This window comes from Paraburkholderia dilworthii (genome assembly GCF_000472525.1).
GTDB lineage: Bacteria > Pseudomonadota > Gammaproteobacteria > Burkholderiales > Burkholderiaceae > Paraburkholderia > Paraburkholderia dilworthii.
This window is the reverse complement of sequence record NZ_AWZT01000008.1, coordinates 157,707-179,973: the sequence shown is the minus strand read 5'-3', so window position 1 is coordinate 179,973 and position 22,267 is coordinate 157,707. Positions and strand designations below refer to the sequence as shown.

The following is a 22,267-nucleotide window of genomic DNA, read 5'->3' as shown; positions in this document are numbered from 1 at the left end:
TGAAGTTTCGTGGCGTTCCTGCTTTCATGCGAAAGCGCGAGCGCTGAAAACCGCTCAGATATCCGCTTCCACTTCATTGCCCTTTTCTTCCAGCCAGCTGCGCCGCGATGCCGCTTCGCCCTTGCCCATCAGCATGGTCATGCGCGCGACCGTGGCGTCGTAGTCGAGCTCGCCGAGCGCGACCGGCGTGAGTCGCCGCGTGTCCGGGTTCATCGTCGTATCCCACAGTTGCTCGGCGCTCATTTCGCCGAGGCCTTTGAAGCGGCTGATCGACCATTGCGTATCGCGCACACCGTCTTTGCGTAGCTTGTCGAGAATAGCTTCGAGCTCGCCTTCGTCGAGCGCATACAGTTTTTGCGCCGGCTTCTTGCCGCGCGCCGGCGCGTCGACGCGAAAAAGCGGCGGACGCGCGACGCACACATGCCCGCGTTCGATCAACTGAGGGAAATGCTTGAAGAACAGCGTGAGCAGCAACACCTGGATATGCGAACCATCCACGTCCGCGTCCGACAAAATACAGATCTTGCCGTAGCGCAGATTCGACAGATCGACCTTGTCGTCCGGACTATGCGGATCGACGCCGATCGCTACCGAAATGTCATGCACTTCGTTATTGGCAAAGAGACGATCGCGCTCGGTTTCCCACGTGTTCAGCACCTTTCCGCGCAGCGGCAGGATCGCCTGATATTCCTTGTCGCGGCCCATTTTCGCGGAACCGCCGGCCGAATCGCCCTCGACAAGAAACAACTCGTTGCGGCCGATTTCCGTCGATTCGCAGTCGGTCAGCTTGCCCGGCAGCACGGCTACGCCGGAGCTCTTACGCTTCTCCACCTTCTGGCCGGCACGCGTGCGCGCCTGCGCCTGCTTGATGACGAGATCCGCGAGCTTCTTGCCGTGCTCGACATGCTGATTGAGCCACAACTCGAGCGCCGGCCGCGCGAACGACGACACCAGCTTCACCGCGTCGCGGCTATTCAGACGCTCCTTGATCTGCCCTTGGAATTGCGGATCGAGCACCTTCGCGGATAACACGAACGACACGCGCGCGAACACATCTTCGGCGAGAAGCTTCACGCCCTTCGGCTGCAGGTTGTGCAACTCGACAAAGCTCTTCACCGCCTGATACAAGCCGTCACGCAAGCCCGATTCGTGCGTGCCGCCCGCGGGCGTCGGAATCAGATTCACGTACGACTCGCGCGTGAGCGAACCTTCCTCGCTCCACGCAACGACCCACGCGGCGCCCTCGCCTTCGGCAAATGTCTCTTCGCTCGATCGCGAGTTTTCGGCGTAACGCTCCCCTTCGAAAAGCGGAATCAGCAGGTCACTGCCGTTCATGCCTTCGAGCAGATAGCCGCGCAAACCGTCTTCATATTTCCAGCTTTGCTGTTCGCCGGTTTTCTCGTTGACGAGCGTCACTTCGACGCCTGGCAGCAGCACCGCTTTCGAGCGCAGCAGTCGTTGCAATTCGCCGAGCGGCAGATTGGGCGAATCGAAGTACCTCGGGTCCGCCCACGCGGTGACGCGCGTGCCTGACTTCTTCTCGCCCTTCGCGGCGGCGCGCACTTCGAGCGGCTTCGCCACGTCGCCGTGCGCAAAACTCAGCGCGGCGACCTTGCCGTCGCGCCACACGGTGACGTCGAGGCGCGTGGACAGCGCGTTCGTGACCGAGACGCCGACGCCATGCAGGCCGCCCGAAAACGTATAGGCGCCGCCCGCGGCTTTATCGAACTTGCCGCCTGCGTGCAGGCGCGTGAACACGATCTCGACGACCGGCACGCCTTCTTCCGGATGCAGGCCGAACGGAATGCCGCGGCCGTCGTCTTCGACCGACACCGAATGGTCCGCGTGCAGCGTGACCGTGATTTGCCGTCCGTAGCCGCCGAGGGCCTCGTCCGACGCGTTGTCGATAACTTCCTGAATGATGTGCAGCGGATTCTCGGTGCGGGTGTACATGCCGGGCCGTTGCTTGACCGGCTCGAGACCCTTCAACACCTTGATCGACGCTTCGCTATACGCGGCGTTTGGCTTTTTCGTGGACATGGTTGACTCGGGTGCGTCGGTTCATCGTTGTCCACAGGTCCTGTGGACAGGTCCGTGGACAATGCGTTGAGTTTTCAAAAAAAGCGAAACGAAACAACGTGGTTAGGTGGTGTGCCCACAGTGCGGGCAAGCTGTTTGTCGCATGGCTTCCGCGCGCATTCGATGGGATGGCCGCGCGGTTTCCTGCGCAGCTTCGTATTCGACGCGTAGAAAACGGCACCTCGCCAGGACTATTGCCGGGCACCGTCGACGCCCGCCTTAACGCCGGGGAAGCCTGTTCGCGGGGTATTTTACTGATTTCGAACCTGGCGGCAATTCACGGCTTACGCGATTGGCCGTCCGGACAAGGCGCGGCCCACGCACGAGCGAAAGCGCCGACGACGCAACACGTCCGCGCTCGCCGCTTCATTTGCGACGCTTTTCGAGTTCGTCCCAGCGCTCGAGCGCGACCAGTAATTCTTCGTCGATGGCGGCGTAGCGCTCGGAAAGACGCGTGCCTTCCTGCGCATCCTTCGCGAATATCGAGCCGTCCTCGAGTTGCGCACCAATGGTTTTCTGCTCGGCTTCGAGCGCAGCGATTTTCTCCGGCAACGTCTCCAGTTCGCGCTGTTCCTTGAACGACAGCTTCGCCGCGCGCTGCGGGTTGCGGCCGGCCGAGTTCTCCTTGGCCGCAGTTGCGTCTTTGGCGGCGTCTTTCGCGTCCTTGCTCGCCTCTTTCTGCGCTTCCTGCGCCAACTGCTGCGAGCGCTGGCTCTGGATCTGCCAGTCGGTAAAGCCGCCCACATACTCGCGCCACTTGCCCCCGCCCTCCGACGCGATCACCGACGTTGCCACGTTGTCGAGAAATGCGCGGTCGTGGCTGACGAGCAGCACCGTGCCGTCGTAGTCCGTAAGGAGTTCTTCGAGCAGTTCGAGCGTGGGAATGTCGAGGTCGTTAGTAGGTTCGTCGAGCACCAGCACATTGGCCGGCCGCGCGAACAGACGCGCGAGCAGCAGACGGTTGCGCTCGCCGCCCGACAGCGACTTGACCGGCGAACGCGCGCGCTCCGGTGCGAACAGAAAGTCGCCCAGATAGCTCATCACGTGCTTCTTCTGGCCGTTGACTTCAACCCACTCGCTGCCGGGGCTGATCGTATCGGCGAGACTTTTTTCCAGGTCCAGTTGCGCGCGCATCTGATCGAAATAGGCGACCTGCAAATTGGTGCCGACGCGCACCGCGCCTTCGTCCGGCTGCAATTCGCCAAGGATGATTTTCAGCAGCGTGGTCTTGCCCGCGCCGTTCGGACCGACGAAGCCGATTTTGTCGCCGCGCATGACGGTTGCCGTGAACCGGTCGATCACCGCGCGCGAACCGTAGCGCTTCGTGACCTCCGTCAGTTCGGCGACGATCTTGCCGGACTTCTCGCCCTGCCCGACGTCGAGCTTGACGTTACCTTGCACGTTGCGACGTTCGGCGCGCTGGTTGCGCATTTCGACAAGCCGCGCGATCCGGCCGACACTGCGCGTGCGGCGCGCTTCGACGCCCTTGCGAATCCACACTTCTTCCTGCGCGAGCAGTTTGTCGGCCTTGTCGTTTTCGACGCGCTCGATTTCCAGTTGCTGCGCCTTGCGCGTCTGATAAGCCGAGAAATTGCCCGGATACGACAGCAGACGCCCGCGATCCAGTTCGACGATGCGCGTGGCGACACGGTCGAGAAACGCCCGGTCGTGCGTGATGAAGAGTAGTGCCGCGCGCTGCGACACAAGCAGATCCTCGAGCCAGCGGATGCCGTCGAAGTCCAGGTGGTTAGTCGGCTCGTCGAGCAGCAGCACTTCAGGCTGTACGACGAGCGCACGCGCAAGCGCGACGCGCTTTTGCATGCCGCCCGACAGCGAACCGACGCGCGCCTCGCCGTTCAGGCCGATCTGCTGCAGCGTGGTGGCGACGCGCGTGCTCCAGTTCCAGGCGTCCGCCGCGTCCAGCGACGATTGCAGCGTGTTCATGCGCGCCATCAGCGCGTCGTGCTGCGCGCCTTCCGGTTCATCGGCAAGCTGGTTGGCGACCGCGTCATACTCATCAAGCAGCGCGCGAGCGTGCGTGAGCCCAGCGGCGACCGCGTCGAACACCGTGTCGTCCGTATCGAACTCCGGCTCCTGGGGCACGTACACCGTGGTCAGATTCTGCTGGCGCGTGACGAGACCGTCGTCGGGCTTCGCCAGTTCCGCGACGATTTTCAGCAACGACGACTTGCCCGCGCCATTGCGGCCGATCAACCCGACGCGCTCGCCCGGTTCGAGAGAGAAGTCCGCGTGATCGAGCAACGCGACGTGACCGAATGCCAGTTGGGCTCCGGTAATGGTGTAAAGCGACATGGAGAATTGGAGAAAACTGCGATGAGTCGGAACTGCTCATTGTACCGGGCGCACGGGCCAGTGCCTGTAAGCCTGACGACATAGGACGAACGACCGGCTCACGAGCGGCGGCCTGTTGGCCGTCGCGCTGGTGTCGTCGAGTGCATGCGAGGGGGCAGCGCAGCAGCGGCAGCGGCAGGCAGCGCGCCGTGGCAACGCCTGCGACGACCGGCAAAAGGAGCAAAAGGGGCGACAAGCAGCGACAAGCAGCGACGGCAGGGACCGCCGCTCGTGCGAGATCGCCGCTAGGCAACGTCCAATGTGCAGGGTCGGCACACGCCCGCTATTTCTCGCCTTGCAGCGCGTCGATTATTTCACATGCACCGTGATCGTTTTGCTGAGTTCCGGCCCATACGAACGATGTGCGCCGTCGCCGAATTGCAGCGTCAGCGTGTGGTCGCCCGGCGGCAGTGTCAGATCCGTTTCAGTCTGGCCCTTGCCGAAGTGCAGGGATTTGTCGTTGGCGGGAATCACCTCGCCTTTCGGAAGCGGCTTGCCGTCCACCAGCAGATGATGATGGCCCGTGCCGTCCGTCATGGTGCCCGCCGGCGCGATCTTCATGCCCTCGACGCCGAACACCACGTGAACGGGATTGCTGACCGTGGCGCCGTCTTTCGGCTGCACGAAGGACACGCCTGCTGCCTGCGCCGCGCCCGACGCCGCCAGCAACCCGGCCAGTGCCGCGCCGGTCAACCATCTGGTTTTGAACATCGCTTTTCTCCTGTTTAGAAACATGAACCGCGCACCAGAACGCCGCGCCGTTGCGAGTCAGAGGATACACGCTGCGCAAAATGCCTCGCGCGCGAGCACGCGCGTGCATCGGTAACTTCGGGCGCGTCTGGCAAATTCCGGTAACATTGCGGGTCGCCGCGCGTGCCCAAAAAAGGGTAAGACTCCGCGGATCATTGCATTGAAGAGAGAAGAGTGCGTCGTGAGTGAAGTAATGGAAGTGACTGAATATAAGAGCTGGGTGTGCCTCATTTGCGGCTGGATCTACAACGAAGAAGAAGGTCTGCCGGACGAAGGGATAGCGCCCGGCACCCGCTTCGCGGCGATTCCGGACGACTGGCGCTGCCCGTTGTGCGACGTCGGCAAGGCGGAATTCGCGGTGGTCGAGTTCTGAGAGCGCCAGGTTAGAACGTATTGAGCCGGCTTTAGCCGGCGGGATGCAAGACAAACGCGTCGGCGGTTCGAGCGGCCCAGCAGGTCATGCCTGCTGGGCCGCTTTTCTTTTGGGACCGGCTCATGGAGTCGGCCGGATCTGATCCCCCTGCCCCCGCGCCGTACGTTTGTACCGTCGACAAACGCGCCTGTCCGCTTCCGCAGTCCCCTGCTCTCCATCGCCTCCGCACCGTACCTGCGCACACGCCGCGTACCGTTCCGCGAATTGGCGCAGCCCATCACAGATGGCCGACGGTTCGTCCCCGAGCGCACATCCGTACCCACGTCGCCTGCGTAACATGGGCGCGTGGCGACGACGGCAGTTCCGGCTGTTGCGCCGGATGCTGACGATTCGGCTGCGGTCCTGTACCGACGGGCTTTGAAGGCGGCGTTCGTTTCGAACGTTTTTGCTATACTCTTGCCCTCGCTCGCGTAGCTGTACACGTGAGCAGCTGCCCCCGAATGGCGGCGCAGCGATCACACATCAGGGGTCCGGTCCGCCCCGTTAAAAAGCTATCCGCTCCCTGTAGTTCAATGGATAGAACAAGTGCCTCCTAAGCGCTAGATGCAGGTTCGATTCCTGCCAGGGGGACCAAAAAGCTTCGCCGCGCCTCGCGAGCAGCGCATCAATTACCCACAGGCGCTGCCGTCGTACGCGTCCTGGCAACCAGGCGCTTCACCATTCTGTTCAATGGGCCTTCGAGCCATTGATACGACGCAAGCCCCACCGCGACTGACACCGCCACCACCGTTACACAGACCATATCCCCGGGCAGGCGATGCTGCCGGTCGAACATTTGCAGCAGCTTGACGGAGACCGGCACCGAGAACACATGCGTCAGATAGAGCGAATAGGAAGAGTCGCCAACGAGCTGTAGCAATGCACTCCAACGCACCTTGCTCTCAAGCGACAGCCCCGCGACGACCACTGCCAGCGCGGGCAGCCCGAAGACCAGAAAGCGGTTCGTGTCCGTAAGCGTCGGCGCGAACGCTTTGCCGGCGATGAGCGTCAACAGCACAATCGCTGCCGCCACTGCTACCGGCACCGCGCGTCCCGTCACATAGACGAGTCCGACGACGGCACCAAACACAAATTCCATGACGATCGGGTTCGTGTAGAACGAATATGCAACGCCGCCAGCGTGAACAAAATGTAAAGCGGACGTAATCGTCAAAAATGCCGCAAGGGCGATTAGCCGGTAACGCGTCAAACACATCGCGGTGGCGAATACGCCGTAAAACCACATCTCGTAGTTCAGCGTCCATCCGACGCCGATCACAGGAGCCGTCACGCCAACCCAGTTCAGCCACGGAAAGAACAGGTACGAGGCAACGGCATGCCCGATATCGAACGAGGCGTTTCCAAATGCGCCCGGCACGATAAGAAGCAGGCCGATGAAAAGCGACGTGAGCGCCCAATAAAGAGGGACAACCCGCGCAAGGCGAGCAACTATAAATGCCTTCGCCGAAGGCAGACCGGGCGGCTTGCCGTGAGTGACAAGCACCATGACGAAGCCGGAAATGACGAAAAAGACGTCTACGCCGATTTCACCAAATCGCGAGATCTGGTGAAAAAAATGCGGCGCCCAGCCATATGTGGCGACGTTCCCTTCTGCATGAAATGCAACGACCCCCAGCGCAGCCAACGCACGCAACGCCTGGATGGATCTGAATTGTCGTATGCCGCCCATGCCTTCGAGCCCGAAATATCTGGAAAGGCGACATGTTACAAGACGGGCCGCAATGACGATCGAACAGGATCGACTTTGTCACAGCGGCATTCGCATTGCCGGCCCGCACACCGTGACGGTGCCCGCTCGCCCTTACCCCCGCTTCGGACTGTCCAGCCCTCGAACCACAGCCGGACGCGCAACGAACGCAGCCAGCACGCGTCTCACGTTCGGAAAATCGTCGATGCCGACAAGTTCGCCCGCTTCATAAAAGCCGATCAGATTGCGCACCCACGGAAAGATCGCGATATCCGCAATCGAGTACTGATCGCCAAGAATCCATTTGCGTCCTTCGAGACGCTGCTCCAGCACGCCGAGCAGCCGTTTCGATTCGGCGACATAGCGATCGCGCGGACGCTTGTCTTCGTATTCCTTGCCCGCGAACTTATGGAAAAAGCCGAGCTGGCCGAACATCGGCCCGATGCCGCCCATCTGAAACATCACCCATTGAATCGCCTCGTAGCGGCCGGCGGCGTCCTGCGGAATCAACTGGCCGGTCTTGTCCGCGAGATAGATCAGAATCGCGCCGGATTCGAACAGCGGCAGGGGTTTGCCGTCAGGACCGTTCGGGTCGACAATCGCGGGAATCTTGTTGTTGGGATTGAGTGACAGGAATTCCGGTGTCGTCTGATCGTTCGTGTCGAAGCGCACCAGATGCGGCTCATAAGGCAAGCCGGTTTCTTCGAGCATGATCGACACTTTGACGCCGTTCGGCGTCGGCAGCGAATAAAGCTGAATCCGGTCAGGATGCCCGGCAGGCCATTTCTTCGTGATCGGGAAAGCGGACAGATCTGTCATGTGGTGGTGTAGTCCTGTGCGGATGGCGGAAAAAATGGCATTGGAAGGTCGAAGTTGACCGGGTAACCGGCTTCGCCTGTCCAACGCGGAGCGCCAAATATAAACCGAGTCCGCACGGCGCGCGCGCACGCCGGCACGTCCGCGCTTCAATCGGAGTTCACCACAAGTCCTTGGTCGCGCTGCCCGCGCGCACGTCATAGCCCTCGCGCCACAACGCGGCGCCCACCGTCAACAGCAGCGCCCTTTGTTCGGCGCCGAGTTGCTCCCACGTCGATGCGAGCCAGCTCGCGAAGTTCGCGCAGGTCTCCTCGAGATCGACGGGCGCTTTGCCCTCGAGATACTGCCGTTCAAACATCGAAAGCGTTTTTTCCGGTGTCATTGGCGCGGCCTCCATGTTGGATGCCTTCAGTCTAAAGGCCCCGCGCCGGGCGCGGCACGTTCGACGCGCCGGACCCGGGTTACTCCCAGGCCGCGCAGCGACTCGCGCGCCGCAGACCCGACGAAGCGCGAGAACATCGGCGCGCCGCTTTGCGCCCACGCCCGGACGGCGCCCAAACCGGAAAAGGCGCCGAAGCGCCTTTTCCTCGAGACCGCATCAAGCCAGATTACGGGGTGTTGCGCTTGGCGTCGTCCTTCGCGTCTTCCTTCGCGTCACCGTAGCTTTGCTGCACCTTGCCCGCGCCCTGCTGGAGATCGCCCTTCAGTTCCTTGCCGGGGTTGTCGGTCGCCTTCCCGACGGTTTCGTTGATCTTCCCCTTCACCTGCTCGCCCACACCTTTTACCTGGTCCTTGTTCATGTTTGGCTCCGCTTATCTGGAATGCCGACGCGACATTGCGCCAGTAACCTGATCGAGCAACAGACATGCCCGACGGTTGCACGCACTGACGCGGCGAAAAAAGCGCTGCGGCGCGATGCAGGCCCCGATAAACCTTCGAAAAATATTTCATCGAAGCCCTAAAGTTTCCCTACAGCCTGCCGTAATAGCGGTCATGGAGGAGCCATGTACCGCCAACCCATCACCCTGTCGACATCATCCAAAGCCACTTTCATCGACGGCGACATCACGCATATTTCGCGCGCGATGCGGCTCTCCCTGCAAGGCGATCTGGCGGGGCCCATTCTGCCCCCGGCCTACTGGCGCGAGCGTCTTTACAAGCTGCTCGACACCGGCAGCCTGACGCACCCGCAGCTGTGCGCGGTGGACAGCCTGCTGTTGCAGCTCGACCAGTTCGAGGCACAGCCGCCGCTTCCCTGGGACGAGCTCGCGCCCGCCACCGCTGCCCTTTTTGCGCCAACGCACGAAGCCGGCGCCGTGCATCGTGCCTAGCGCACCGCTGCTGCCGCTTCTCTAACACACGCCGCCCCGCGATATCAGGTCAAAGCGGCGAGCCGCCCGCCATCGCTGTAGATGTTGCAAAAAAACGGCCGCGAGCCACGCCACGGCCTCAACACGTCGCAACGCAGGGACTTCGCGTCACGCTGCAAGCGTACACATCCAACTGTGACAAGCGCATTTCGTCGCTCGCGGGTCCGACGCGGCATATCGCGCCCTAAAATTCCTAGACAGGCGGTTATCGAACGGTCAAAATGTCCGCCAAAATTCCCAGCGAGAACAAGTGACATGACAACGGCCACGCGGCACGACCTGCTCTTACAAGCGTTGCAGGTCTACAGCCAAGGCGAAATCGCGGCACGCTGCGGAAAAGACGTCAGAACCATTCGCCGCTGGAAGACTGATCAAAGTTGCCCCCGGATCGCGGAAGCGGCTTTGCGCGAAATGCTGCACACCAAAGCGCGCAAGGCGCTCGCGCAGAGCGGGCCGGATTTCCAGTTCATCGACCTTTTTGCCGGCATCGGTGGGATTCGCCGGGGCTTCGAAGCGCACGGCGGTCGATGCGTGTTCACAAGCGAGTGGAACGAGTTCTCGAAGAAAACCTACAGGCAAAATCATCAGGACGCCGATCGCGCACATCAGTTCGTCGGCGACATCGTTTCCTTTGCGGAAGATGCGATTCCACCGCACGACGTGCTGCTCGCCGGCTTCCCATGTCAGCCGTTCAGCATTGCGGGCGTGAGCAAGAAAAATTCGCTCGGCCGTCCGCATGGCTTTGAGTGCACGACGCAAGGCACGCTCTTCTATGACGTCGCGCGCATCATCGATGCAAAGCGCCCGGTCGCGTTCCTGCTCGAGAACGTCAAGAATCTCGTGTCGCACGACAAAGGCAATACCTTCAGAACGATTCTCGAAGTGCTGCGCGAAGAACTGAAATACGACGTTCACTACAGAGTAATCGACGGACAACACTTCACGCCGCAGCATCGCGAGCGAATCGTCATTGTCGGCTTTCGCGAGAAGACCGAATTTTCGTTCGACGATCTGCGCTTGCCGGCAACCGGGCCGCGTCTTGCGTCGATCCTGCACAGGACGGATGGCAGCGAGCCGGTGCTGCCGCACGACGGCGAACGCTTCTTCGACCACGTCCGTCGCAACGTCCAGCCGAAATACACGCTCACGCCGAAGCTGTGGGCGTACCTGCAGGCATACGCCGACAAACATCGCGCAGCGGGAAACGGCTTCGGCTTCGGACTGGTTACGCCCGGGAGTGTCACGCGCACGCTTTCTGCGCGCTATCACAAGGACGGCTCGGAGATACTTCTCGCGCAAGGCGAAGGCGAGCGGCCGCGCCGTTTGACGCCGCGTGAGTGCGCGCGTCTGATGGGTTTCCCCGACGACTTCGTGATCCCCGTGAGCGATACGCAAGCGTATCGCCAGTTCGGCAACAGCGTGGTGGTTCCGGTCATGCACGAAGTGGCGCGCATCATGACTCCGCATATCGCAGCGCTGCTCGCGGTACATCGCGAACCTGCGCGAACGGAGATGCGCCTGCACGCATAGCCACTCGGGCAACGAACCGCCGTCCGTCAACCGTTCGGGACCGAGCGGCGAAAACGATCAGTTACCCGAAGCGATTGCCGCCTCATCAATCAGCGCGGCGACCTCCACGGGCCGCGAAGCAAGCGACGCATGACTTGCTGCCAGCGTACCGATCTTCCTCGCATTAAGACGGGCGGCCATCATCTTCTGATTGATGCGGTCGAACAATGCGTCGAGCCGGCGGATGTCTCGTCGTCCGCCGGCTCGTCCTGATGGTCATCGAACAGGCTTGCCGTCGCGCGTATTGAGAATGGCGGTTTCAAGGAAGAGAAGCGCGAATTCGAGCAGACGCGCCGTGAGCGTGGGCGGCCTCTCGACCACACTCTTGAAGATTACGAGTCGGACCTGCGCAGAAGAGAAAGTCTTTGCATGCCGGTGCGCAGGTCCTGACGCGGCCCGCACGGCTTCCCCATACGCGCTCGACGCAAACAATTTTGCGTAAACTGGCAAGTGCCGGCGTGAGCCGGCTGGCTTGCGCGCGATCCACATTCAGTGCCGGCGACGCCCGACGTGGCGCGCCTCGTGCTCACGCGTAGGCAATCGCTGCTTACCGGGGAGCTCACGCATGAATCGACACAACGCCCTTCGCCTACACCTTAGTGCTCGGGCGGCGCGAGTTCGCCGCAGTGCGGCATGCAGCCCGGCATAAAGCGCTAACAATGGTCGATATCGTCGATAGCGCGACGCGCAGCCGCATGATGTCCGGCATTCGCGGCCGCAACACGAAGCCCGAAGTCCTGATTCGCAGTCTGCTGCATCGACAGGGCTTTCGCTTTCGTCTCGATGCGCGCGATCTGCCGGGACGCCCGGATATCGTGCTGCCTCGCTATCGTGCCGTCGTCCTAGTGCACGGCTGCTTCTGGCATGGCCACGACTGTCATCTCTTCAAATGGCCGCAGACGCGCCCTGAATTCTGGCGCGAGAAGATCGGCCGCAACCGCAGCAACGACGACAAGGTCCGCGACGCATTGCTTGCCGGCGGCTGGCGCGTCGGCGTCGTATGGGAATGCGCTTTGCGCGGCGCCAATCGCGATATCGAGGGCGTGCTGACGCGGCTCGTCGAATGGTTGAAAAGCGACGCGCCGAGCTTCGAAGAGCGTGCATAAAAGCCGCCCGCAGCCGGGCGCCTTGCGAGCGAACCGAAAGCCCGCGGTGATACACTCGATTGGCTAACCCGAAGCGCGTTGGCGCGTCGAGCATGACGCTGGCGCCGCGCTGCAATCGCTCGCTTCGACCCTCGAAAACCCACCAAGAAGGGAGGCACACTATGGCTGATTTCCGTCTCTGGTCCGACGATTTCCCGAACAACGGCTTCATGCCGAAGGCGCATGAATTCGACGACAAGGCCTTCGGCGTCGACGGCGAAAATATCTCGCCCGCGCTGCAATGGGAAGGCGCGCCGGCTGACACGCAAAGCTTCGCGCTCACCGTGCACGATCCCGACGCCCCCACTGGCAGCGGCTTCTGGCACTGGGTTGTGGTGAACATTTCCGCCGACGTGCGTTCGCTGCCGCGCAACGCCGGCAAGGCCGACGGCTCGCTGCTGCCGCAAGGCGCGCTGCAAGTGCGCAACGATTACGGCACGGTCGGTTTCGGCGGTGCGGCGCCCCCGCGCGGCGACAAGACGCATCGCTACATCTTCCGGCTGCATGCGCTGTCAGTGCCGCATCTGCCGATCAATGCGGAGACCACCAATGCAGTCGCGCGCTTCATGACGCATATGAACGAGATCGACTCGACGACGCACACCGGCCTGTACGAACTCAAGTAACGGCGAACTTGCGAGGCCGCGCCGCCTGAGCATGACGCAGGCGTCGCCGGCGCATGGCCGACGCGTTCACCGCGCCGGCATCGCCGCGGCTCGCGCGAACCGTTGGCAACGGCACGCATTACCCACGGCTCACCATCAGATCGGCGGGCTGTTCAAGGCAAATCGAATAACCGATGCACGCACAACCATCGCGCAATGGCCGCGCCGTACCGCCCGACGCAGCGCAGACCCTCGCTCGCGACCACGCCGCTGCGCCTAATCCCGAACACGGCCTGCCGACGCCGCAACGCTATTGGGCGATGCTCGTCATCGCACTCGCCCTCACGCTGGCGGTGCTCGACAGCGCCATTGCCAATGTCGCGCTGCCCACCATCGCGCGAAACCTCCACGCGAGCGCGGCCGGCTCCATCTGGGTCGTCAACGCGTATCAGCTTGCCATCACGATTTCGCTGCTGCCGCTTGCGTCGCTTGGCGACCGCATCGGTTACCGGCGCATCTATCTCGGCGGCCTGATTCTGTTCACGGTGGCGTCTTTCGGCTGCGCGCTGTCCACCTCGCTGCCGACACTCGCGATCGCTCGTGTGGTGCAGGGCTTCGGCGCAGCGGGCGTCATGAGCGTAAACACGGCGCTTGTCCGCATGATCTATCCGCCGACGCAACTAGGGCGCGGCGTCGCGATCAACGCGATGGTGGTCGCAGTGTCGTCGGCGGTGGGACCCACGGTGGCCTCGGGCGTGCTCGCCGTCGCTTCGTGGCCTTGGCTCTTCGCGATCAATGTGCCGATAGGCATCGCGGCCATTGTCGGCGGCTTCAAGGCGCTGCCGATGAACCGCGGCCACGAGTCGCCATACGATCTGCTAAGCGCGGTAATGAACGCGTTCGTATTCGGCCTGCTGATTTTCGCGGTCGACGGATTCGGGCACGGTGAACGGCTCGGCTACGTCGCCGCGGAATTGGGCGGCGCGGTGGTGATCGGCTACTTCTTCGTGCGTCGTCAATTGAGCCGGCCAGCGCCGCTACTGCCGATCGACTTGCTGAGGATTCCGATCTTCGCGCTGTCGATCGGGACCTCCGTTTGTTCGTTCTGTGCGCAGATGCTCGCCTTTGTGTCGCTGCCCTTCATGTTGCAGGACACACTGGGTTTCTCGCAGGTCGACACTGGCCTCCTGATGACGCCGTGGCCCGCGATCATCATCATTGCCGCGCCGATTGCCGGCGTGCTGTCCGACAAGGTGTCGTCCGGCTGGCTCGGCGGCATCGGACTCGCCGCCATGACGGTGGGACTGCTGCTGCTCGCGACGCTCGGCCCGCATCCCGATGCCATGCAGATCGCGTGGCGCATGGCCTTGTGCGGCGCGGGCTTCGGCATTTTCCAGTCGCCGAACAACCGCACGATGTTGTCGTCGGCGCCGCGCGAGCGCAGCGGCGGCGCGAGCGGCATGCTGGGCACCGCGCGGCTGACCGGCCAGACGCTCGGCGCGGCGCTCGTCGCGTTGATCTTCGGGGTTGCGCCGCACAACGGGCCGGTCGTCGCGCTGTATGTGGCGGCGGGTTTTTCGGCAGTGGCCGCGGTGGTCAGCACGATGCGGGTAATGCAGCGGGTCAACGCGCAGCCCGTCTGATCTTTGTCTTCGCGAGGCCGACGGCAAAAGGGCGCGAATCGCATCACGCGATCCGCGCCCTTCCCTTCTTCATTCTTTCAGCACCCGCTCCGACGTGACGAGCCCGCGCGGCTCCGCGAGAACCGCGCTGCCGTCGATCCACCTATGACGACGCCGTCACGTCAGCGAGCTTTACCGCTTTGGCCGTGACTGAAGACGCTGTGGCGACGTTGCGCAGATCGCCGAGGAAGGTATCGCGCCACACGGACAGGTTGTTCTCACGCATCGGCGCCATCATGTCGGCGTGACGCGCCTGGCGTTCGGCGAGCGGCATCGACAGCGCGCGTTCGAGCGCCTCGGCCATCTGCGAGAGGTCGAACGGATTGACGACCAGCGCGCCCGGCAACTGCTCGGCCGCACCGGCGAATTGCGACAGCACCAGCACGCCCGGATCGGCCGGATCCTGCGACGCGACATATTCCTTCGCGACCAGATTCATGCCGTCGCGAAGCGGCGTCACGTAGCCCACTTGCGATTGGCGGAAGAGCGCCATCAGCAGATTGCGTTCGTATTTGCGGTTCAGGTACTGGATCGGTGTCCAGTCGAGCTGCGCGAAGCGGCCGTTGATGCGGCCCGCCTCGCCTTCCAGCGTCTGACGAATCCGCTGATAGGTCTGCACGTCCGATCGCGTCGGCGGTGCGATCTGCACCAGCGACACACGGCCGTGCCATCCAGGCGCATTGAGCAGCAGGCGCTCGAACGCCTGGAAACGCTCGACAAGCCCCTTCGAATAATCCAGACGGTCGACGCTCATAATCAGCTTGCGGCCGCGCATGCCGTCACGCAGGCTGCGCACCGGCTTGCGGTCGGTGAACTGCTCCGCCGCCTTGGCGATCGCGTCCGGATAGATGCCGATCGGATACGCGCCCACCTTGAGGAAGCGGTTGTACGCGTGAACCATACCGTCTTCGCTCGACGTGCCGTGATGGGCGCGTTCGATGAAATCGACGAACGACTGGCGATCCGCCTCCGTCTGAAAACCGACCACGTCGTAGCTGCACATCGCCTTCACGAGCTCCTCGTGCGGCGGGATCGTGCGCAAAACCTCGGGGACCGGAAACGGGATATGCAGGAAGAAGCCAATCGGGTTCTTCACGCCGAGATCGCGCAGGCATCGCGCGAAGGGCAGCAGATGGTAATCGTGAACCCAGATGATGTCGTCGGGTCTCAGCAGTTCCTTCAGCTGCTTGGCAAGCGTCGCATTGACGCGCTGATAGCCCGCATATTCCTGGCGGTCGTATCGCGACAGATCATTACGATAGTGGAACGTCGGCCATAGCGTCGCATTCGAAAAGCCGCGGTAATACTGGTCGTAGTCGCGCTTGGTGAGCCCGACGGTCGCATAGGTCACGTTGCCTTGCTTCTCGATCACGGGCGCCGACGGCTCGCTGACCGTCTCGCCGCTCCAGCCGAACCAGACTCCGCCTGTTTCCTTCAATGCGTCTAGCACGCCGATCGCCAGACCGCCCGCTGCGGGCCGGCCTTCCTGGGTCGGCGCAACACGATTCGATACCACGATCAGTCTGCTCATTGGTGCTCCACCTAGTTCAGTTGTTTCGTTGCGTACGGATATGTGCCGCAAAGGTGCATGCAAATCGCGTGCCGTTTTGCCGAAACCTGACAATAAAAAATGTATGCGAATGTGACGGGCGAGCAAAAACCCGCTGTACCGAAGCGCCGCGAAGAACTTCTTTTCGTTTCCTCCGACAAAACGGTGAACGCGTTTCTCGGGTAATTCGTTTGCAGGCAGCGAGCGTCACGCGTCCTGCTCGGAACCGAGATCGCGCTGGTAGTCGAGGCCTTCCTTGCGCGCGCCGCCCTGGTTGAACTCGCCATCAGGCGGCGCGTCGGGGGCCACACGGTTTTGCGCGGACGGGTCGTGATGCGGCGCGGGCGACGCCGGTGCGGGGAAAGAATCGGTAGCGGGCGCGGAAGAGGTCGCCGGAGAAAGCGGCGGAACGTTCTTGCTCGCCGCAGGGCGGCTGTCGCGCTTCGAGTGGCGTGCCGAACGCCGCAGTGCTGGGTGTCTCATGATCGATGCCTCCGGGCAAAGCCGCGCCGCCAGACAACGACGGCACCAACACAGTCGGGGAGCGACGACGATAATTGCCGGTAAAACATGCGCCGCATTTGTAACATGTACACAAATTTGCTACGCCCCGGCAAGGCGCAACGTCCCCTCAATGTCAGAGCCGCAGAGAGATTGGCGCCTGGCGACTGGCTTGCGGAGTTTGCGTCGGCTGCGGCGGCGGATCGCCTATCGGCGGCTCCACCGGTTCGATCGGTTGAGGACTCGGGTCGGGCACCGTGTCCGGCTCGCCCGGAGTGGGTGGCGCCGAGGGCGGCTCAATTGGCTCCGGACGATGCGCATGCTTGCGAAGAGGCAACGCGGGAGCGGCAGCGTATTCCGGCATATCAGTCATCCTCGTTATGCATTCGATCTGAATGCAGCAAAGCCTGTGCCGTCAGACGTGGGCTCCCGGCCGCAACGCGGCGGTTCGCCGTCACGCGTCCGCGCCGCCTAGCGCGCGCGATTCGTCGGCGGCATCGCCGTCTTCGCGCGCGTCGTTGCCGTATTCCACGAGGCGGTTATAGAGCGTCTTCAGGCTGATGCCGAGAATCTCCGCGGCGCGTGTCTTAACGCCGCCGCATTGCTCGAGCGTCGCCAGAATCAGCTGACGGTCCGCTTCCGCGAGCGACGTGCCGAACGGAATCGTAATCGCCGTGCCCGCCGCGGGCTTCGACAACGTGATCTGCAACGGCACCGTGGCGGTACTGTCCGAGTCCGTGCCGGACATGATGTGCGCGCGCTGAACGTAGTTCTTTAGCTCACGCACGTTGCCCGGCCACGGATACGACAACAACATTTCCTTCACGGCGGGTGGGAAATGCTTGCGCGTGCCGTGACGCTCGTTGAGTTCGTCGAGAAACGCCTGCGCCAGCAACTCCACGTCCTTGCCCCGGTCGCGCAGCGGCGGCAGGCTGATCGGAAACACATTCAGCCGATGGTAGAGGTCGAGCCGCAGCTTGCCCTCCAGCACCGCCTGCTCCGGATCGCGGTTGGTCGCGGCGATCAGACGCACGTCGGTCTCGATTTCCTTCGTCGTGCCCACTCGCATGAACATGCCGGTTTCGAGCACGCGCAATAGCTTCACTTGAAGCTCGATCGGCATCTCGGTGATTTCGTCGAGGAACAGCGTGCCGCCGTTCGCGCGCTCGAAATAACCCTTGTGCTGACGGTCTGCGCCGGTGAATGAACCGCGCTCGTGGCCGAACATTTCGGATTCGATCAGGTTCGGCGAGATCGCGCCGCAGTTCACCGCGAGAAACGCATGCTTGCGGCGCAAGCTGAGCTCGTGCAGCGTCTGCGCGGCGACCTCCTTGCCGGTGCCCGATTCGCCAACCAGCATCACGGAAGCTGCCGTCGGCGCGACCCGGCCAATCTGGTCGTAGACCTCCTGCATGGCCGGCGAATTGCCGAGCATCAGACCGAAGCGGCCCATGCGGCGCAATTCGCCACGCAGCGTGCCGATCTCCGCCTTGAGGTCGCCGGCGCGCGGCAGACGCGAAAGGATCGCCTTCACGCGCTGCATGTTGATCGGCTTGACCAGGTAGTCGGCGGCGCCCATTTTCAGCGCGTTCACAGCCGATTCCACCGTGGCGTGGCCAGTGATCACGATCACTTCCACGCCGGAGCGCGGATCGAGATCTTCGAACAATTCGACCCCGCTGCCGTCTGGCAGCTTGAGGTCGGTAAAGACAACGTCCGGCATTTGCCGGACCAGCTGGATACGCGCTTCGCGCAAATCGCCCGCGGTGGCGGTGGTCAAGCCGTCTTCCCCGATGATGGCGGAAAGCGCCTCGCGGGTACCTGCGTCGTCGTCGACAATCAGTACATGTGGCATCGCGTCTCGAAAGCCTGCAAGCGTGGGAGGAACAGCATGCGCAGCGCATGCTGAAAAAGCCGCGACGACCTCGCGCCGTGCGGTTGGCAATGCATCTCAACGTGAGCGCACACCAACCTGCATAAAGCACTTGGTCACCAATTCCATTCAATATTGCAACAATACACGCAAAAAACGGGACGTGATCGGCACTATTGTTGTGTATTTACCTATTATAAGGCCTTACTGAGACAATTTAACAGTCCCGGCAGTACGCCGATGCCAATGGATTGGACCCGGCGCGCTGCCGGAAAGCCGGCTCAACTGCTGTGTGGAAATGGCCAGGCGTCCGGATGCGCCGAGCCGTTGGGGCCGTGCGCGCCCGGGCTGCCGCCCACCGCCGAGACCTTGGCAGGCGCAGTGGACGAGGCCGAGGATGCGGCAACTGCGCCGCCCTCGTCTTCCCAGCGGTTCAGCTCACGCCCGGTCGCTGCCTGGGCGGCACGATTGCGCTGAACATAACGCACTGCGAGAAAGCCGCCAAGTGCCATGAGCGCACCGAAGATGCCAATTTTGGGTCGAGCCATCGTGAACTCCTTGTGGTCGTTAAACGGGAGAAGGTGAACGGGCGCGCCGTGTTGCCGGTCACCGTCGATAAATCGCCGGGCGTCAGGCGAAACGCTGCCGGTTGCCAGTCAATTTCGGCCGGGACGCGGCCGGTGCGGAGGCGATGCAGCCGATCGCAGCCGATCGCAGCCGTTTGCAGCCGTTCGCAACGGGTATGCAGCCGGCGTGCAACCGGCATGCGGCCGACGCTCAGTCGATAAACCGGCGCTCAACGCGCGCTCAGCACGCCCAGCACAAAGCCGAGCCCCGCCGCAATGGCAACCGAGCTCCAGGGGTTTTGCCGCACATAGCGTTCGGTGTTGACGGTCGCCGAGCGATAACGCCGCTGCGCGTTGTCCTGCGCGTCGCCAAGTGCGGATTGCAGCGTTTCGACATGAGTGCCCAGTTTCTGGCGCAATGCGCCAACGCCCTCGCCCGGCACATTGGCGGCGAGCCGCAGCATTTCCTCCGAATCTTTCACCAGCACTCGCAGATCCTCGACGATCTTCTGGCCGCCGAGTGCAAGCTGTTGCGTCGTGTCAGTCATCTTTTTACTCCTCGTCTGGGGTCAGCGCTCGCGAGCCGCGGCATTCGCAGCCGGAGCACGCGCGTGTCGGCAGCACGGCGCAAATCATGTGCCCGGTAAGTTTGCAAGACCGCTGCAGGGGAACGCGTCCACGCCGCGCAGTTTCGACCGAGTGGCCGCGGCAGTTCGTCGATAGCTGTCACATAGATTGCAGGAAGCGCCGTCGAAGTGGTTAAATTGACTATTGTGAGACACGACTTCAAGAGCTGTCTCGTTCCTAGGCCTGCGCGCCGCAACAACGAACTCATTTGCACAGGACTTCCCCGTTTATGGCGTCAATCGATCTGGACTCGCCCACTGTGTCCGCCGGCGGCAGTGCTTCCGCTCAGGCTAGACAGCGCGTCGCGGACGGCATCGCGGGACTGAAATCGTACGGCCTGCTGTACGGCTCGTCCCCGGTAATGCTCGATCTATACGAGCAGATCGAGCGCGTCGCGAGCACCGACGCGACCGCGCTGATCATCGGCGAGTCGGGTACCGGCAAGGAGCTGATCGCCCGTACGATTCACGATCAAAGCGGCCGCAAGGAGGCGCCCTTCGTCGCCGTGAATTGCGGCGCGATTCCCGACGAGCTGATCGAGGCCGAGCTGTTCGGTCATGAAAAAGGCAGCTTTACCGGCGCGGTTCAAGGACGCGTCGGCTACTTCGAGCACGCGAACGGCGGCACGCTGTTTCTCGATGAAGTCACCGAAATGGCGCCTGTGCGTCAGGTGAAACTTTTGCGCGCGCTCGAGACCGGCACCTTCTATCGCGTCGGCGGCAACGAGCTGATCAGCGGCAACGTGCGCGTGATCGCCGCGACCAATCGCGACCCGGCCGTGGCCGTCAAGGAAAACGGCCTGCGCGAAGACCTCATGTACCGGCTGGCAGTTTTTCCGTTGCGTGCGCCGCCGCTGCGCGAACGCGAGAACGATCGCGAACTGCTCGCGCAGCACTTTCTGGCGCAGCTGAACCAGCAGGAAGGCACCAGCAAGAGCTTCAGCAAACGGTCGATCGAAACGCTGCGCACCTGGTCGTGGCCGGGCAACGTGCGCGAACTGAAGAACGCGGTGTACCGCGCGTTTATTCTCGCGGAAAAAACGGTCGAGTTGCCGCATCCGCATCTCGCGTCGAAGGTGAAGCGGCCCGTCACGCAGGGCGACGCGATGAGCGTGTGGATCGGCACGCCGCTCGCGGACGCTCAAAAGCAGATCATTCTCGGCACGCTCAAGTACTGCGGCGGCGACAAGCGGCGCGCCGCCAAAGCGCTCGGCGTGAGTCTCAAGACGCTGTACAACCGCTTGAGCGCATACGGCGACGAAGGCGCGGAAGAAGATACCGAACGATAGACAGACTTCCGCAGAAGTTTCCTCGTCAATCAGTTCGCACCGCCAATCAAACCGGTCTGCCTCTGAGCAGAAACCGGTTTGGCGCGCATCATCTTTTGCAATTTCTTGCACTTTCCCTCTGCCATTTACAAACGCATCCTGCAAAATGCAGCAGCCCATTTTTAACGATGGGAAGACGTGCTGCTCGTTCGTCGACTGCGTTGCACGAACCCAGGCACTTGCAAGATTGAGAGAGGGAATGCGAAAGAAAATGGTGTGGGCCGGGTGCTTGAGACCGCGCTTAAAACAATCGGCCGCCCGCGGACGTGCTTATGCAACGATCATGGTTGCATTGGCGGTGGCGGGCTCGGCGGCGCTGAGCGGCTGCGGTTCGCTCTACACGGAAGGCGCCACTGCGGGCGCGGGTATCGCTGGCGCAGCGATCGCAGCGAAAGTGACCAACAATGCCGCCGTTGCCACGGGTATCGGTCTTGGCGCAGTGGCCGCGGCGAGAGCCGGCGTGCAGTACTCGGAACGCGTGGTCCACAGGAACACGCAAGACGGCATCGCGAAGATCGCCGGGCCGCTCGAAGTCGGCGCCGTCGCGCCGTGGAGCGTCACGCACTCCGTGCCAATTGAAGACGACGAGCACGGCCGCGTCACGGTTAGCCGCACGATCAGCGCGGGTACGCTGGACTGCAAGGAAATCGTCTTCTCCGTCGATCGCATCGCCACCAAGGACGTGCCCGCGAGCAGCGCGTTTTACGTCGCGTCGATTTGCCGCGACGGCGAGAACTGGAAATGGGCGTCGGCTGAGCCCGCTACCGAGCGCTGGGGCGCATTGCAATGAGAGCGCCTGCGCTTGCGACTGGAAAGCCGCTGTGTCGCCTGAGCCTGACGGCGCTTGCCGGCGCGCTGTGCGTCAGCGCGACTTTGCTGACGAGCGGTTGCTCGTCGATCGGTGCGGCCAGCGGCGCGGCTGCGGGTGTCGCGTCGGGCCTCGTCACATCGAACCCGGCAGTCGGCATCGGTGTGGGTATCGCCGTGCAAGCTGCGACGGACGAAGCCGTGGGCCGCTACATGCGCAGCATGCACACCGACCAGCAGAATCTGATCGCGGCATTGGCGGGCGCGATGCCGGTCGGCGAAACGCGGCTCTGGTCGGTCAAACACACGCTGCCCATCGAGAACGGTCACGGCGAGGTGCGCGTCACTCGCGCATTCGGTTCGGCGCTCGCACTGTGCAAGGAATTTGTGTTCTCGGTGCGGGACGGTGACGGTCCTGGCGCGCATGAAGACTGGTACACCGCCAGCGCGTGTCAGCAGGACAAGGGCTGGAAATGGGCGTCGGCGGAACCGGCGGTTGAACGTTGGGGCAACCTGCAATAAAACGGAG

At 62.7% G+C, this 22,267-nt stretch carries 22 protein-coding genes, 1 tRNA gene and 1 pseudogene; 10 read left to right on the top strand and 14 right to left on the bottom strand.

Annotated features, from left to right (window positions below; translation table 11 throughout):
- Positions 1-54: 54 nt before the first annotated feature.
- The 3 genes from F759_RS0110480 to F759_RS0110470 all read right to left on the bottom strand — a co-directional run bounded on the left by F759_RS0110480 (position 55) and on the right by F759_RS0110470 (position 5,142).
- The gene (locus tag F759_RS0110480) at positions 55-2,040 is read right to left on the bottom strand and encodes a DNA topoisomerase IV subunit B (RefSeq protein WP_027799808.1); all 1,986 of its coding nucleotides are present in this window, start codon (positions 2,038-2,040) and stop codon (positions 55-57) included.
- A 405-nt stretch (positions 2,041-2,445) separates the two neighbouring features.
- Complete coding sequence (locus tag F759_RS0110475; protein WP_027799807.1) at positions 2,446-4,392, bottom strand: ATP-binding cassette domain-containing protein; 1,947 nt, start codon at positions 4,390-4,392, stop codon at positions 2,446-2,448.
- Positions 4,393-4,740: 348 nt separating this feature from the next.
- Positions 4,741-5,142 carry a DUF4399 domain-containing protein gene (locus F759_RS0110470; protein ID WP_027799806.1) on the bottom strand — a complete coding sequence of 134 codons (402 nt, stop codon included), beginning with the start codon at positions 5,140-5,142 and terminating at the stop codon, positions 4,741-4,743.
- A 232-nt stretch (positions 5,143-5,374) separates the two neighbouring features.
- Here F759_RS0110470 and F759_RS0110465 point away from each other — a divergent pair, with 232 nt between their 5' ends.
- Both F759_RS0110465 and F759_RS0110460 read left to right on the top strand, forming a co-directional pair.
- A complete protein-coding gene (locus F759_RS0110465) occupies positions 5,375-5,554 on the top strand; it encodes a rubredoxin (RefSeq protein ID WP_036024048.1) in 180 nt (59 codons plus the stop codon).
- Positions 5,555-6,112: 558 nt separating this feature from the next.
- A tRNA-Arg gene (locus F759_RS0110460) sits at positions 6,113-6,187 on the top strand.
- 31 nt (positions 6,188-6,218) lie between these two features.
- Here the strand turns inward: F759_RS0110460 and F759_RS37540 are convergent.
- From F759_RS37540 to F759_RS0110440, 4 genes are all read right to left on the bottom strand, one after another.
- Positions 6,219-7,283: an acyltransferase family protein gene (locus F759_RS37540; RefSeq protein ID WP_036024046.1), complete on the bottom strand. Its 1,065-nt coding sequence runs from the start codon at positions 7,281-7,283 to the stop codon at positions 6,219-6,221.
- Between the two features lie 132 nt (positions 7,284-7,415).
- Entirely contained in the window at positions 7,416-8,120 is a 705-nt protein-coding gene (locus F759_RS0110450; RefSeq protein ID WP_027799804.1) for a glutathione binding-like protein, read from the bottom strand.
- A 157-nt stretch (positions 8,121-8,277) separates the two neighbouring features.
- On the bottom strand, positions 8,278-8,499 hold the full coding sequence (locus F759_RS0110445) for a hypothetical protein (RefSeq protein WP_027799803.1): 222 nt from the start codon (positions 8,497-8,499) through the stop codon (positions 8,278-8,280).
- Positions 8,500-8,725: 226 nt separating this feature from the next.
- On the bottom strand, positions 8,726-8,917 hold the full coding sequence (locus tag F759_RS0110440; RefSeq protein ID WP_027799802.1) for a CsbD family protein: 192 nt from the start codon (positions 8,915-8,917) through the stop codon (positions 8,726-8,728).
- A gap of 204 nt (positions 8,918-9,121) precedes the next feature.
- Between F759_RS0110440 and F759_RS0110435 the strand changes: the two genes are divergently transcribed.
- Positions 9,122-9,448 (top strand): hypothetical protein, encoded by a 327-nt coding sequence (locus F759_RS0110435; protein WP_027799801.1) that lies wholly within the window; start codon positions 9,122-9,124, stop codon positions 9,446-9,448.
- Between the two features lie 294 nt (positions 9,449-9,742).
- Positions 9,743-11,017: a DNA (cytosine-5-)-methyltransferase gene (gene dcm, locus F759_RS0110430; RefSeq protein WP_027799800.1), complete on the top strand. Its 1,275-nt coding sequence runs from the start codon at positions 9,743-9,745 to the stop codon at positions 11,015-11,017.
- A 57-nt stretch (positions 11,018-11,074) separates the two neighbouring features.
- Here the strand turns inward: dcm and F759_RS40765 are convergent.
- A pseudogene (locus F759_RS40765) lies at positions 11,075-11,209 on the bottom strand (alpha/beta hydrolase); the annotation flags it as partial.
- A gap of 506 nt (positions 11,210-11,715) precedes the next feature.
- Between F759_RS40765 and F759_RS0110415 the strand changes: the two are divergent.
- The 3 genes from F759_RS0110415 (at position 11,716) to F759_RS0110400 (ending at position 14,449) form a co-directional block, all read left to right on the top strand.
- Positions 11,716-12,162, top strand: coding sequence for a very short patch repair endonuclease (locus F759_RS0110415; RefSeq protein ID WP_027799798.1), 447 nt, complete (start codon positions 11,716-11,718; stop codon positions 12,160-12,162).
- A gap of 161 nt (positions 12,163-12,323) precedes the next feature.
- The gene (locus F759_RS0110410) at positions 12,324-12,827 is read left to right on the top strand and encodes a YbhB/YbcL family Raf kinase inhibitor-like protein (protein WP_027799797.1); all 504 of its coding nucleotides are present in this window, start codon (positions 12,324-12,326) and stop codon (positions 12,825-12,827) included.
- A gap of 173 nt (positions 12,828-13,000) precedes the next feature.
- On the top strand, positions 13,001-14,449 hold the full coding sequence (locus F759_RS0110400; RefSeq protein ID WP_084534236.1) for an MFS transporter: 1,449 nt from the start codon (positions 13,001-13,003) through the stop codon (positions 14,447-14,449).
- A gap of 142 nt (positions 14,450-14,591) precedes the next feature.
- Here F759_RS0110400 and otsA read toward each other — a convergent pair whose 3' ends face one another.
- The 6 genes from otsA to F759_RS0110365 form a co-directional block, all read right to left on the bottom strand.
- Positions 14,592-16,019: an alpha,alpha-trehalose-phosphate synthase (UDP-forming) gene (otsA, locus tag F759_RS0110395; RefSeq protein WP_027799795.1), complete on the bottom strand. Its 1,428-nt coding sequence runs from the start codon at positions 16,017-16,019 to the stop codon at positions 14,592-14,594.
- 225 nt (positions 16,020-16,244) lie between these two features.
- Entirely contained in the window at positions 16,245-16,520 is a 276-nt protein-coding gene (locus F759_RS0110385; RefSeq protein WP_027799794.1) for a hypothetical protein, read from the bottom strand.
- 154 nt (positions 16,521-16,674) lie between these two features.
- The gene (locus F759_RS44030) at positions 16,675-16,902 is read right to left on the bottom strand and encodes a hypothetical protein (protein WP_027799793.1); all 228 of its coding nucleotides are present in this window, start codon (positions 16,900-16,902) and stop codon (positions 16,675-16,677) included.
- A 90-nt stretch (positions 16,903-16,992) separates the two neighbouring features.
- Positions 16,993-18,393 carry a sigma-54-dependent transcriptional regulator gene (locus F759_RS0110375; RefSeq protein ID WP_027799792.1) on the bottom strand — a complete coding sequence of 467 codons (1,401 nt, stop codon included), beginning with the start codon at positions 18,391-18,393 and terminating at the stop codon, positions 16,993-16,995.
- Between the two features lie 299 nt (positions 18,394-18,692).
- Entirely contained in the window at positions 18,693-18,959 is a 267-nt protein-coding gene (locus tag F759_RS0110370; protein WP_027799791.1) for a hypothetical protein, read from the bottom strand.
- Between the two features lie 248 nt (positions 18,960-19,207).
- Positions 19,208-19,525 (bottom strand): DUF883 family protein, encoded by a 318-nt coding sequence (locus F759_RS0110365; protein WP_027799790.1) that lies wholly within the window; start codon positions 19,523-19,525, stop codon positions 19,208-19,210.
- A gap of 308 nt (positions 19,526-19,833) precedes the next feature.
- Between F759_RS0110365 and F759_RS0110360 the strand changes: the two genes are divergently transcribed.
- The 3 genes from F759_RS0110360 to F759_RS0110350 all read left to right on the top strand — a co-directional run bounded on the left by F759_RS0110360 (position 19,834) and on the right by F759_RS0110350 (position 22,260).
- A complete protein-coding gene (locus F759_RS0110360) occupies positions 19,834-20,892 on the top strand; it encodes a sigma-54 interaction domain-containing protein (RefSeq protein ID WP_027799789.1) in 1,059 nt (352 codons plus the stop codon).
- A gap of 238 nt (positions 20,893-21,130) precedes the next feature.
- The gene (locus F759_RS0110355) at positions 21,131-21,721 is read left to right on the top strand and encodes a hypothetical protein (protein ID WP_027799788.1); all 591 of its coding nucleotides are present in this window, start codon (positions 21,131-21,133) and stop codon (positions 21,719-21,721) included.
- On the top strand, positions 21,718-22,260 hold the full coding sequence (locus F759_RS0110350) for a hypothetical protein (RefSeq protein WP_027799787.1): 543 nt from the start codon (positions 21,718-21,720) through the stop codon (positions 22,258-22,260). Before F759_RS0110355 ends, F759_RS0110350 begins: the two co-directional genes overlap by 4 nt.
- Positions 22,261-22,267: the final 7 nt, after the last annotated feature.